A 12,332-nucleotide genomic window follows, 5' to 3' on the forward strand; every position below is an offset into this window, starting at 1 on the left:
GTCTGATCTGCTTGGATGGTTCCATGAGCGAGATCGTGAACCCTGAGGAACTTCGCGAGCTGCTGGGCGCCCCCATGCCCCGTGCCGTGACCAAGGAACGTCTCTCCCTGCACCCCCGCGACCGCGAGTGGATCGCCGCCTCCCCGTTCGTCGTCATCGGCACCAGCGACGCCGACGGCCACTGCGACGCCTCGCCCAAGGGCGACCCCGCCGGATTCGTCAAGGTCATCGACGACCGGACCATCGCCGTCCCCGAGCGGCCGGGCAACCGCCGCGCCGACGGCTACTTCAACGTCCTCGCCAACCCCCACGTCGGCCTCATCTTCATGATCCCCGGACGCACCGAGACGCTCCGGATCAACGGCAGGGCCCGGCTGGTCCGCGACGCCCCCTACTTCGACGACATGATCGTCAAGGGGCACCGGCCGATCCTCGCCCTCGAGGTCGAGATCGACCAGATCTTCTTCCACTGCGGCAAGGCCTACCTGCGCAGCGGCCTGTGGAGGCCCGAGACCTGGGCCCCCGACGCCCTCCCGCCCCACGCCCACCTGGTCAAGGAGGTCCAGGCGGACGTCACCGAGACGCTCGAGGAACTGGAGACCTACTACCGCCCGGAGAACTACGAGGTGAAGCTTTACCAGGGTTAGCCGCCGAACAGGTCGGACACCGGACAGGTCAGGCACCGAACAGTCGGAGGGCCTCCGGGGTGAGGCCCTCCAGCTCGACGGGGACGCTCCGGTGCGCGGCCCAGGCGTCGCGGTCGAGGCGGTAGCGCAGCTCCTCGACCTTCCGGCCCTGGAGCTCGGCGTAGGTGACGCCGTTGGGCCGGTAGCCGAGTTTGAGGGTGACGCCGATCGACGACGGGTTGTCGGGGTGGGAGCCGGTCACCGCCGAGTCCGCGCCGAGCCCCTCGAAGGCCAGATGCAGCAGCGCGGCCCGCATCTCGGTGCCGAGGCCCCTGCCCTGGAACTCCCGGCCGAGCCAGGAGCCGGAGGCGACCTCGCGGACGACCGCGAAGTGCTCGGCCCAGATGCCCTGGGTGCCGACGGGGCGGCCGTCCAGGAACGCGACGAGGTTGAACTTCCAGTCGTCGGGCCGCCAGGTCCCCTGGTTGCCCAGGTGCCGTTGCAGGATGTCGCGGCCGAGGGTGGGGGACAGGGACCAGGGCCGGGCGAACGGCATGAGGCCGGGGTCGTGGAGCCCGGCGTCGGCGACGTCGGCGAGCTCGTCCAGTTCGTCCATCGTGGGCAGGCGCAGCTCCAGCCGGGGGGTGCGCAGCCGGAGGCCGTACAGCGGCCAGTGCCTCATCTCCCCTCCCCGAGCCCGAACAGCTCCAGGCACGGCCCGAGTCCCTCGACGGAGACGTCGACGGTGCGGTGCCCGTCCCAGCCCGGACGGTCGATGGTGAAGCGGAGTTCCTCGACCCGGGCGCCGCGCACGACCTTGTGGGTGACGCCGTCGGGCAGGTAGCCGAGCCTGCGGCTGACGCCGATCGAGGCGGGATTGTCCGTATGCGCGCCGCTGAGCGCGGTGAGCGCGCCGAGCCCCTCGAAGGCCAGATGCAGCAGCGCGGCCCGCATCTCGGTGCCGAACCCCCTGCCCTGGAAGGAGCGGCCGAGCCAGGAACCCGAGGAGATCTCCCGCTTGATCGCGAAGTCGGACGCGTCGAGCCCCTGGACGCCGATCGGCGCACCGTCCAGGAAGACCGTCAGCGGCAGGCTCCAGCACTCCGGGCTCCACTGGGAGATCGCCCGCCACTGAAACTGGGCGACCGACCGGGCCAGCTCGGCCGGCTCCGCGTTGGTCCATGCGAAGCCGAACGGCATCAGCGCGGGATCGTGGATTCCGGCGACCGCCACGTCGGCGAGGTCGTCGAGCTCGGCCAGGGTCGGCAGGCGCAGCTCCAGGCGGGGTGTGCGCAGGCGCAGGTCGTACAGCGGCCAGTGCTTCATGAACCGATTTTTCCGCCGCGGGCGGACGGGTGTCGAATGGATTTAGCCGAGGAACCTCGTCCAGCCGGTCTGCGGGGGCTGGGCGACGCCCAGGGTGCGCAGCCGGGCGAGGATCTTCGGATCCTGCTTGTCGAGCCAGTCGCAGAGCTGCCGGAACGACACCATCTGGACGCCCGGGATGTCGGCGATCTTCTCCATGAAGCCGGCGACGGCGTCCATGTAGATGCCGCCGTTCCACTGTTCGAAGTGGTTTCCGATGATCATGGGGGCGCGGTTGCCGTTGTAGGCGCGCTGGAAGCCGAGCGACAGGGCCCGGTCGGTCTGGCGGCGCCAGGAGCCGTGCTTGTACGAAGGTCCGTTGAGGCGGGCGCCCGACTGGTTGGCGAGGAAGTTGTAGTCCATCGACAGGACCTCGAAGGCGTGCCCTGGCATCGGGATCGACTGGAGCGGGACGTCCCACAGGCCCTTGCGCTTCTTCGGCCAGATCTGCAGGCCGGTGCCGCTGGAGTCGTAGCGCCAGCCGAGCCTGCGGGCCGCCGGGAGCAGCCCCGGACGGCCTTCGAGGCAGGGCGCGCGGGAGCCGATGAGCTCCTTGTCGTAGTCGAAGGGAAGCGGCGGCAGGTCCTTGAAGCCCGTGGTGGTCTTCCAGGTGGAGACGAACCTCTTCGCCTGGCGGATCTCGTCGGCCCAGTCGGCGGGCGTCCAGGAGCGGACCCCGGACGGGCCGCAGAAGTGCCCGTTGAAGTGGGTGCCGATCTCGTGGCCCTCACGCCAGGCGAGGCCGATGTTGCGGATCGTCTCGTGGACGCCCTCGGCGGAGAAGAAGGGGATGTCGGAGGCGCCCCGCGCGTGGCCGGGGCCCTTGTAGACGTGGCGCTCCTCCATCGGGACGGTGTAGAGGCCGGACAGGAAGAACGTCATCGACGCGCCGTACCTCTTCGACAGGGCGCGGAAGCGGGCCATCTGGCCGTCGGTGGCGCCGGCGCCGTCCCAGGAGAAGACCACGAACTGCGGCGGCTTCTCGCCGGGGGCCAGGCGGGTGGCCTTGAAGCCGGTCGGGCGCGGCTGCGGGCCGGTGTCGGAGGTCGAGCCGTCGCCGATGAGGCGGATTTTCGCGGCCTGGGGCGGTCCTGCCTTCCGGGCCGGTGCCGGTGAGCTGCCGGCGCTCTCACCGGCGCAGGCCGCGGTGGTCGTGAGCAGCGCGATGAGCGCGAGTGTCTTCCTACCGTGCACGTCTTCCCCCAAGGCGTCACGGGTGATCGTCGCGTCCTCGAAAGGCCGTGTCACCTGGGCATACGTGCGCCGGGGGAGTGCAGCCCCAACCTTTGCCTCCGCCCCACCCGGACACGCGGAAGCGCCCGCCCTCACCGAGGACGGGCGCTTCGCGGTGGTGCTCCTACTCGTCGACGACCGGGCTGCCGGGGAGGCAGCGGGCCGGCAGCGGGTCGGTGTCGCAGCCCGTCAGGATGCGGACGATCTGCGGGTCGTGGTCGCTCGCCTGGTCGGAGAACTCGGCGTTGATGTGGACGACGCCGTAGGAGTAGCCCTTGATGGCGGGGCTCACCAGGATGTGGTCGAGGACCTGGGAGTTGCCGTCGAAGACGTAGCTGTAGCGCTGGTCCTCGGGCAGGGTGTCGATCAGGGTCTTGAGGATGGCGCCGTTGCCGGTGAGGGTCTGGAGGACGGGGCTGAACTGGTAGTCGTTCAGGTCGCCGAGGACCACCACGCGGGCGCGGCCGGCGCTCTTGGTCTCGAGGTCGTTGACGAAGTCGTGGACCTCGGTGGCCTGCTGGGTGCGCTGGACCTCCGAGCTGCGGACCGGCGGCTGGACGGCGGCGGTCAGCGGGTAGTCGCCGCCCTTGGAGTTGAAGTGGTTGGCGATCACGAAGAGCTGCTTGTTGCCGTCGTAGAGGAACTCGCCGACGAGCGGCTTGCGGCTGGAGCTCCACGCCCCGCTCGCCGGGTTGATCCGGCCCGGCGAGGCCGACAGGTTGATCTGGTTGCTGGTCGGACGCTCACGGACGACCGTGACGGCCGTGGTGGCGTCGCCGCCGGCCTTGTCGACGAACGTCGTGCGCAGCGGGTTGTAGAGGAAGACCTGGCGGATGTTGCCGCCGGGCTCGCCGCCGTCGGCGCCGTTGACCGGGTCGATGGAGCGCCAGGCGTAGGCGGGGCCGCCCGCGGCCTGGATCGCCGTGATGAACTTGCCGACGGTCTCGTTGGCGGCGACGGTGCCGTCGTTGGTGGCGCCGTTGTTGTCCTGGATCTCCTCGAGGGCCAGGATGTCGGGCGAACCGAGATTGGTGACGACCGCCTGGGCCAGCCGCTGGAACTTCGCGTCGGGGTTGGTGGCCGCGAGGTTCTCGACGTTGTAGGTCGCGACGGACAGGTCGCCCGCCTTCTTCGGCGGGAGCACCTTCTGGCGCTTGAGGCCGCCCTCGGTGATGGTGCCGAGCTCGGTGGCCTGCACGACGTAGCCGCCGAACGACTGGTAGTCGACGACGCCGACCGTCCCGGCGGCGAGGGTCGAGCCGACGTTCGCGGCGGGCGCGCCGCCCAGCGCCTGGATGAACAGCCGGCCGCTGTTCTGGTCGGCGTAGGACTTGTAGATCGTGCCGCCGCGGGGGGTCGGGTTCTGGCCCGGCTTGAGGGTCACCCACAGCTCGTCGAACTCGGTGTTGACCGGGCTGATCAGGCGGGTGTCCTGGGCGACCGTGACGCGCATGCCCTCGTTGACCTCGAGGAAGTCCAGCACGTAGGAGCCGGGCTCCAGCGGCTGGGCCTCGAGGGATCCGCTCTTGGTGAAGGCGTCGGGGAAGGCGACCGTCACCGGGGCGGGCAGCGCGTTGCCGCCGGTGAGCTTGACGGTGTTGACCGGCCCGCCGATCTCGGTGAGGGACTGGGCGCCGGCCGCCGGGCGGTACTCGGTGACCCGTCCGGTGACCAGGACGGAGTCGCCGGGGACGACCGTCGGGGAGGTGCTGCCGGTGAAGACGAACAGGCCCTCGCTGGTCAGCGGGTCGGCGTCGGCGGTCGGGTCCTGGAACCAGAAGCCGCGCGAGCTGCCCGTCGTGCGGACGGCCGTCACGATGCCGGGGACGTTCGTGACGCTCTGCCCGACGATCGGGGAGATCCGGCCCGAGCCCTGGATGTCGTGGATCCGGGTGGAGCCGGGCGTCGGGTCGGTCGGCCCGCCCGTGTCGGTCGCGGTGACCGTGACGCCCGCGGTGTTGGTGGCCTTCGGCACGCCCGAGGTGAAGTCGACGGAGTTGTTGTCGGTGTCGGTGAGCGAGCCGCTGCGGGCCAGCGCCGTGCTGTTGGTGCCGCCGGGCGCCGCGAGCGTCTCGACGTTCGCCGTGGCGCCGTAGCCGACCAGGTCCTTGACGTTCGGCGCGATCGCGCAGGAGATGCCGCAGCCCACCAGCGGGATCTGCGCGGTGACCAGCGCGACCACGCCGGAGGTGGCCGACATCGGGACGCTGCCCGTGGCGTCGGGGGCCGGCAGGGACAGGGTCCCGCCCGCGCCCGCGGCCTGCTGGACCAGGTAGCGGCCGTGCGCGGGGATGCTCCCGGTCAGCGAGGTCATCTGGAAGACGGCGCCCGCGGCCGAGGCGTACTGGACGCTCCAGCCGGAGACGTCGATGGGGCTGCCGGTGAGGTTCGCCAGCTCGATGAAGTCGTTCTTGATGGTCGCGGTCGAGTTGCCGCCGCCGCCGTACACCGCGGAGATGACGACGTCGGAGGAGAGGGCGGCCGCCGTGCCCGGCAGGAAGGCCATGGTGGCGGCCATCGCCAGCGGCATGCTCGCCGCCGTGATCAACCGACGTACGCTGGGGGTTGCCACAGGAAGTGTGCTCCTAGTTGAGAGGGGTCCACTCTGGAGCATGGTGCTACGTATGACGCAAAGAAATAGGCGTTATCGACTATTAGCCGTTATTTACCGAACCGTTCTCTGTCGCTTCCTCCGAAGACCGCGACGAACCAGCAGGTCAGATCATGTTCCGCGGTTCGCTACCGGGAACGGGAGACCGGATCCGGCTACGGGCGCCGTCTCACGATCCGATCGGGCGTTCGTGCTCGTAGGCGGTCTCGCCGTGGAGGGAGAAGTCCAGGCCGACCGTCTCGTCCTGGGAGCTGACCCGGTTGCGGCGGGAGGGGAGGAAGTCGAGGATCAGCGCCAGGAAGTAGGTGACGAAGAAGGAGTAGAACGTCACCGCGCCGACGGCCGCGGCCTGGAGCACGATCTGGTGCGTTCCACCGCCGTAGAGCAGGCCGTCGACGCCCGCCGGGTTGACGTCCCGGGTGGCGAACAGGCCGAGCGCCAGGGAGCCGATGAGGCCGCCGGTGAGGTGCAGGCCGCCGACGTCGAGCGAGTCGTCGATCTTCAACCGGCTCTTGAGCGGGACGACCAGGGCGCAGCCGAGCCCGGCCAGGAATCCGATGGCGAGGGAGCCGAGCGGGTTCACGTAACCGGCGCACGGGGTGATGGCGACGAGGCCGGCGACGGCGCCCGAGGCCGCGCCGAGCGCCGTGGGCCTGCCGTAGCGGATCCGCTCGACCAGCACCCAGGTGAGCAGCGCCGCGGCGGTCGCGGTGTTGGTGTTGACGAAGGCGTAGGCCGCCAGCCCGTCGGCCCTGAGCGCGGAACCGGCGTTGAAGCCGAACCAGCCGAACCACAGCAGCGCGACGCCCAGCAGGATGAACGGCACGTTGTGCGGTGCGATGTGGGCGCGCGGCCAGCCGATCCGGCGGCCCAGGACGATCGCCATGGCGAGCCCGGCCGCGCCCGCGTTGCAGTGCACGACCGTGCCGCCGGCGAAGTCGAGCGCCCCGGCCTTGTACAGCCAGCCGCCGGGGGAGAAGACCCAGTGCGCGACGGGCCCGTAGACCAGAATCGACCACAGCACCATGAACGGCACGAACGCGCCGAACCGCCAGCGCTCCGCCGCACTGCCCGTGATCAGCGCGGGGGTGATGATCGCGAACATGCACTGGAAGCCCGCGTAGGCCATCGGCGGGATCACCTGGGCCGCCGGGCCGGTGAAGCCCGGCACCTGCTCGTCCATGTTCATGAGCCCGGCGAAGTGCAGGTCGCCGATGATCGGGCCCCCGTCGCCGAACGCGAGCGAGTAGGCGACCGCCACCCACACCACGCTGACGATCGCCATCGTCACGTAGCTCTGCATCATCGTGCTGAGCACGTTCTTGCCGCGGACCATGCCGCCGTACAGGAACGCGACGCCGGGCGTCATGACCAGGACGAGCGCGGTGCTCGCCAGCACCCAGGCCGTGGCGCCGCCGTCCACCGTGGAGAAGTCGAACTTCACGCAGGCAACCCTGCTCCCGGCGGACCGGAAGCAGGCGACACCCGTGTTAAACCTGCGTTTCCGTCGAGTTCCCTGTTCCTAGCCGACGGCGCCGAGGGCGGCGCAGATGGCCGGCAGGGCGTCGCCGATCGGGGTGCGGACCACCTCGGTGGCGATCCCGTCGTAGGGGGTCGGGTCGCGGTTGACGATCAGGACGCCTTCGGCCCATGCGTACATCGGGCGACGGTAGGGCGGGGAGGTGGGCGGAGGCGAACGGTTTTCCGCCGGCGAGGGGTGCCGTATCTCGTTTCCGAGATATCGTCGGGGGTATGGAAGATGCGGATCTGCCGGTGCTTCCCGGGTTCCGGGAGATGGCGTCGCGGCACAGGCGGATGGAGGAGGGGCGGCAGCGGATGATCGGTGAGCTGGCGGCCCGGCGCAGGACGGCCGGGTTGTCGCAGACCGAGGTCGCCGCCCGGATGGGCACCTCGCAGTCGGCCGTCGCACGGCTGGAGGCGGGGGTCTCCGACGTCCGTGCCTCGACCCTGGAGAGGTACGCGGCCGCCGTCGGGTTCGACATCTTCTGGGGTGGTTCGCCGATCGAGGTGAGCGACACGTCCAGCGGCTGACAAGGAGCCATGCGCCATGAATCCCGTGCCCGGGAACCCGGGCGGCACCGATCCCGTGACCCTGAACGGCGTCCGGCCGGGGGAGGACTTCCCCGTGCCGACCAGTCCCGCGTCGATGAGCTCCTGGCCGCCCGAGCTGCCCTTCCCCCGGCCGGGCCTCCCGCAGCGGCCCGAGACCGGCCCCGAGCGGGTCTACGCGCCGATCAGGGTCGAGCCGTTCGAGTCCGGCAGGCTGATGGAACTGCGCACCCTCATGGTCCACGGCCATCTCGACGGCGCGCGCGCCACCGAGCTGAGCTCCCGTCTGATGACCCTCGACGCCCTCGGCGGCGAGCCGGTGAAGCTGCACCTGCGCACGCCGACCGCCGACCTCGACGCCGCCTTCGCGGTCATCGACACCCTCGACGTCATCACCTGCCACGTGCACGCCGTCGCGACCGGTGAGGTCGGCGGTCCCGCCCTGGCGGTCCTGGCCGCCTGCACCCGCCGCGAGATGACCCGCCACGCCCTGCTCCGCCTGGAGGAGCCCCGGGAACGGTTCGAGGGCAACGCCCACGACCTCGCCGCGCACGAGCGGAATCTCGCCCGGCTGACCGAGGCCTTCTACGGGCGGCTGGCCGAGGTCACGGGCCGCACCGCCGAGGAGATCCGCGCCGACTCCCGTCCGTCCCGCACCTTCACCACCGAGGAGGCGCTCGCCTACGGCCTGGTCCACGACGCTGTCCTGCGTCCCACCCGGTTGCCCTGAGCACCCCGCGCGGGCGGCCGGGTCAGGCGGTCGCGAGCAGGCGCCGGGCCAGGGCGTGGACCTCGGGGAGGAGCGCGGCCGGGGCGCGGACGGTGAACGGGAAGCCCACGCCCGCGAGGAAGAGCGCGGTGCCGGACAGGGATTGCGCCCGCATCCTCAGCAGGGTGTCCTCGCCCTCGGGGGTGAGGGTCGCGACGGTCTTCGGCACGCGCCCGGCGGCCGTCTCCGGGGGGACGTGCAGGACCACCTCCACCTCGTGCGCCCAGGGCACGGCGGCCATCGAGGCGGCGACATGGGCGGCCGGGTCGGCGTCGTCGGGGATGGTGTAGCCGGTGCCGGTGAGGGTTACCTCGGCGATGCGGTCGACCCGGAAGGTGCGGCGCTCACCGGACTTGTGGTCGTGGCCGGTGACGTACCAGCGGCCCGAGTGGAAGACCAGGCCGTGGGCGTCGAGGTCGCGGGCGGACTCGGCGCCCTGGTGCGAGCGGTAGGCCAGGGTGACGCGGCGGCGGGCGCGGATCGCGTCGGCGAGGGTGAGCACGGTGTCGGCGTCCGGGGCGGACCCCTCGCGGGCCGGGGCCCGGGAGGGGGCGGTGAAGGCGAGGGTGTCCTGGAGCGCGGTGATGCGGTCGCGGAGCTTCGCGGGCAGGACGCGGCCGATCTTCGCCAGGGTCGACTCGGTGGCCTCGGCGGCCAGGCCGAGATGCCGGGCGGCCAGCAGCCCGAGGACCACGGAGGAGGCCTCGTCGTCGGTGAGCATCAGCGGCGGCAGCTTGTAGCCGGGCATCAGCCGGTAGCCGCCGTGACGGCCACGGTCGGCGATCACCGGTATGCCGAGGTCGGCCAGGCGCAGCGCGTAGCGGCGGACGGTGCGCTCGTCGACCTCGAGCCGGTCGGCCAGCTCGGCCCCGGTCAGGCGCGGACGCGCCTGGAGCAGCTCGAGCATCGTCAGCACACGGGTCGTCGGATGTGACACGGGTCACCCTCTTCATCCGGGCGGTTTCTGTCCGGTATCGAATCTAGCCTGGAGCCATCACCTCGAGAGAAGGGCGCTGAAGATGTCGACTTATGTGCTGGTCCCCGGTTTCTGGCTCGGCGGCTGGGCGTGGGACGCCGTGGCGGACGAGCTGCGCGGAGCGGGCCACGACGTGCTCCAGGTGACGCTCACGGGCCTCGCGGAGCGGGCGTCCGAGCTGTCGGCCGAGGTCGACGTGGACACCCACATCGCCGACGTCCTGGCCGCGGTCGGCGACCGCCGTGACGTCATCCTCGTGGGGCACAGCGGTGCCACCATGCCGGTCACGGGAGCCGCCGACCGGATCCCCGGGCAGCTCGCCCGGGTGGTCTACGTCGACACCGCGCCGCTGCCCGACGGCTGGGCCCAGCGGGACTTCCTGGAGCCCGAGGAGCGGGCAGAGCAGGAGAAGTCGGTCGGCGGCGGCTTCGCGATCCCGGTCCCGGACGCGTTCGACGGCGTCGAGGAGGTCCACCGGCTGCGGGCCACGCCGCAGCCGTGGGGCGCGGCCCGCCGGCCCCTGGCCAGGCCGCGCCCCGACATCGCGGTCCCCAAGACGATGATCTGCACGACGATCCCCTTGCCGGCCGTCCGGCAGATGATCGCCTCGGGGCTTCCCGCGTTCTCGGCGCTCGCGGGGGACGAATGGACCTTCCAGGAGCTTCCCTCCAGCCACTGGCCGATGTTCACCGCCCCGAAGGCGCTGGCCTCCCTTCTCCTCGACGCGTAGGGCGCGGTCACCCGGTCCGCAGCGGGGGCTCGGACTCGAGCAGCCCGGCCTCGTGGTCGGTGAACAGCCGCGACCTGATCAGGAACCGGACCCCCTCGGGGGCCTCGACGGAGAAGCCGGAGCCACGGCCCGGCACCACGTCGACGGTCAGATGGGTGTGCTTCCAGTAGGCGTACTGCGCGGAGCTCATCCAGAACGGGACGCCGTCGCCGATGGTCCCGAGCAGGACGTCCGACGGTCCGGTCCTGAACTCCTCGCGCGGGTAGCACATGGGGGAGCTGCCGTCGCAGCAGCCGCCCGACTGGTGGAACATCAGCGGTCCGTGGATCGCCTCGAGCTTCACCAGCAGGTCGGCCGCCGCGGCGGTCAGCGCGACGCGCTCCAGCATCAGAAGAAGCCGAGGCGCTTCGGCGAGTAGCTGACCAGCAGGTTCTTGGTCTGCTGGTAGTGGTCGAGCATCTGGGCGTGGTTCTCGCGGCCGATGCCGGAGGCCTTGTACCCGCCGAACGCGGCGTGCGCGGGGTAGGCGTGGTAGCAGTTGGTCCAGACGCGTCCGGCCTTGATGGCGCGGCCGAGCCGGTAGGCGGTGTTGCCGTCGCGGGACCACACGCCGGCGCCGAGGCCGTAGAGGGTCTCGTTGGCGATCTTGAGGGCCTCGTCGGTGGAGTCGAACGTGGTCACCGAGACGACGGGGCCGAAGATCTCCTCCTGGAAGATCCGCATGTCGTTGGTGCCCTTGAAGATCGTCGGCTCGATGTAGAAGCCGCCCTCCAGCCCCTTGACGGTCCGCTTGTCGCCGCCGGTCAGGACCTCGGCGCCCTCCTGGCGGCCGATGTCGAGGTAGGAGAGGATCTTCTCGTACTGGTCGTTGCTGGCCTGGGCGCCGATCATCGTCAGGGTGTCGAGCGGGTCGCCGGTGACGATGGCGCGGGTGCGCTCCACGCACCTGGCCATGAACTCGTCGTAGATCGAGGAGGCGATGAGCGCGCGCGACGGGCAGGTGCAGACCTCGCCCTGGTTGAGCGCGAACATCACGAACCCCTCGACGGCCTTGTCGAGGAAGTCGTCGTCGGCGGCCGTGACGTCCGGCAGGAAGATGTTGGGCGACTTCCCGCCGAGTTCGAGCGTCACCGGGATGATGTTGTTCGACGCGTACTGCATGATCAGCCGGCCGGTGGTCGTCTCGCCGGTGAAGGCGATCTTCGCGATGCGGGAGCTGGAGGCCAGTGGCTTGCCCGCCTCGACCCCGAACCCGTTGACGACGTTCACGACGCCCGGCGGGAGCAGATCGGCGATCAGCTCCATGACCAGGAGGATCGTCGTGGGGGTCTGCTCGGCGGGCTTGATGATGACGCAGTTGCCCGCCGCGAGGGCGGGGGCGAGCTTCCAGGTCGCCATCAGGATGGGGAAGTTCCACGGGATGATCTGCCCGACCACGCCCAGCGGCTCCTGGAAGTGGTAGGCGACGGTGTCCTCGTCGATCTGGCTGATCGACCCCTCCTGCGCCCGGATGACCCCGGCGAAGTAGCGGAAGTGGTCGATCGCGAGGGGCAGGTCGGCGGCGAGGGTCTCACGGACCGGCTTGCCGTTCTCCCAGGTCTCGGCGACGGCCAGCTTCTCGAGGTTCTCCTCCAGCCGGTCGGCGATCTTGTTGAGGATGTTGGCGCGCTCGGTGACGGAGGTCGCGCCCCACTTGTCCGCCGCGCGGTGCGCGGCGTCGAGGGCCAGTTCGACGTCGGCCGCGCCCGACCGCGCGACCCGGGTGAAGACCTGCCCGTTGACCGGGCTCGGGTTGTCGAAGTAGCGGCCCTCGACGGGCGCCACCCACTCCCCGCCGATGAAGTTCTCGTACTGGGCCGCGAAATCGACGATCGCGCCCTCGCTGCCCGGTGCCGCGTATGCCATGCCGTCCTCCATGTCGTCGCTGACACCCCCACCCTGCGCGGCCCGGG

The 12,332-nt window shown here is 70.9% G+C and carries 13 protein-coding genes; 4 read left to right on the top strand and 9 right to left on the bottom strand.

The features are described from left to right. Nucleotides 1-23: 23 nt before the first annotated feature. The gene (locus tag ABD785_RS25410) at nucleotides 24-647 is read left to right on the top strand and encodes a pyridoxamine 5'-phosphate oxidase family protein (protein ID WP_344832840.1); all 624 of its coding nucleotides are present in this window, start codon (nucleotides 24-26) and stop codon (nucleotides 645-647) included. A 28-nt stretch (nucleotides 648-675) separates the two neighbouring features. Here the strand turns inward: ABD785_RS25410 and ABD785_RS25415 are convergent, their stop codons facing one another. The 6 genes from ABD785_RS25415 to ABD785_RS25440 form a co-directional block, all read right to left on the bottom strand. Further along, the gene (locus ABD785_RS25415; protein ID WP_344832843.1) at nucleotides 676-1,308 is read right to left on the bottom strand and encodes a GNAT family N-acetyltransferase; all 633 of its coding nucleotides are present in this window, start codon (nucleotides 1,306-1,308) and stop codon (nucleotides 676-678) included. Next, on the bottom strand, nucleotides 1,305-1,952 hold the full coding sequence (locus ABD785_RS25420) for a GNAT family N-acetyltransferase (protein WP_344832846.1): 648 nt from the start codon (nucleotides 1,950-1,952) through the stop codon (nucleotides 1,305-1,307). Before ABD785_RS25420 ends, ABD785_RS25415 begins: the two co-directional genes overlap by 4 nt. Before the next feature lie 42 nt (nucleotides 1,953-1,994). Then, nucleotides 1,995-3,185 (bottom strand): polysaccharide deacetylase family protein, encoded by a 1,191-nt coding sequence (locus tag ABD785_RS25425; RefSeq protein ID WP_344832850.1) that lies wholly within the window; start codon nucleotides 3,183-3,185, stop codon nucleotides 1,995-1,997. A gap of 163 nt (nucleotides 3,186-3,348) precedes the next feature. After that, nucleotides 3,349-5,772, bottom strand: coding sequence for an endonuclease/exonuclease/phosphatase family protein (locus ABD785_RS25430; RefSeq protein WP_344832853.1), 2,424 nt, complete (start codon nucleotides 5,770-5,772; stop codon nucleotides 3,349-3,351). 232 nt (nucleotides 5,773-6,004) lie between these two features. Next, the gene (locus ABD785_RS25435) at nucleotides 6,005-7,279 is read right to left on the bottom strand and encodes an ammonium transporter (RefSeq protein WP_344832854.1); all 1,275 of its coding nucleotides are present in this window, start codon (nucleotides 7,277-7,279) and stop codon (nucleotides 6,005-6,007) included. A gap of 78 nt (nucleotides 7,280-7,357) precedes the next feature. Beyond that, a complete protein-coding gene (locus ABD785_RS25440; protein ID WP_344832856.1) occupies nucleotides 7,358-7,495 on the bottom strand; it encodes a hypothetical protein in 138 nt (45 codons plus the stop codon). 92 nt (nucleotides 7,496-7,587) lie between these two features. On the opposite strand from ABD785_RS25440, the gene ABD785_RS25445 reads away from it, so the two are divergent. Together ABD785_RS25445 and ABD785_RS25450 are read left to right on the top strand one after the other, a co-directional pair. Further along, a complete protein-coding gene (locus ABD785_RS25445) occupies nucleotides 7,588-7,887 on the top strand; it encodes a helix-turn-helix domain-containing protein (RefSeq protein WP_344832859.1) in 300 nt (99 codons plus the stop codon). A 16-nt stretch (nucleotides 7,888-7,903) separates the two neighbouring features. After that, nucleotides 7,904-8,635 (top strand): ClpP family protease, encoded by a 732-nt coding sequence (locus tag ABD785_RS25450; RefSeq protein ID WP_344832862.1) that lies wholly within the window; start codon nucleotides 7,904-7,906, stop codon nucleotides 8,633-8,635. Nucleotides 8,636-8,657: 22 nt separating this feature from the next. On the opposite strand, the gene ABD785_RS25455 is transcribed toward ABD785_RS25450, so the two are convergent. Next, complete coding sequence (locus ABD785_RS25455; protein WP_344832865.1) at nucleotides 8,658-9,611, bottom strand: helix-turn-helix transcriptional regulator; 954 nt, start codon at nucleotides 9,609-9,611, stop codon at nucleotides 8,658-8,660. Between the two features lie 82 nt (nucleotides 9,612-9,693). Between ABD785_RS25455 and ABD785_RS25460 the strand changes: the two genes are divergently transcribed. Beyond that, nucleotides 9,694-10,380, top strand: a complete 687-nt coding sequence (locus ABD785_RS25460) for an alpha/beta fold hydrolase (RefSeq protein ID WP_344832868.1) — start codon at nucleotides 9,694-9,696, stop codon at nucleotides 10,378-10,380. 7 nt (nucleotides 10,381-10,387) lie between these two features. On the opposite strand, the gene ABD785_RS25465 is transcribed toward ABD785_RS25460, so the two are convergent. Next, on the bottom strand, nucleotides 10,388-10,768 hold the full coding sequence (locus tag ABD785_RS25465) for a DUF779 domain-containing protein (RefSeq protein ID WP_344832871.1): 381 nt from the start codon (nucleotides 10,766-10,768) through the stop codon (nucleotides 10,388-10,390). Further along, nucleotides 10,768-12,285: an aldehyde dehydrogenase gene (gene adh, locus ABD785_RS25470; RefSeq protein ID WP_344832874.1), complete on the bottom strand. Its 1,518-nt coding sequence runs from the start codon at nucleotides 12,283-12,285 to the stop codon at nucleotides 10,768-10,770. Before adh ends, ABD785_RS25465 begins: the two co-directional genes overlap by 1 nt. Nucleotides 12,286-12,332 lie beyond the last annotated feature (47 nt).

Source organism: Actinocorallia longicatena (genome assembly GCF_039534125.1).
GTDB classification, from domain to species: Bacteria; Actinomycetota; Actinomycetes; order Streptosporangiales; family Streptosporangiaceae; genus Actinocorallia; species Actinocorallia longicatena.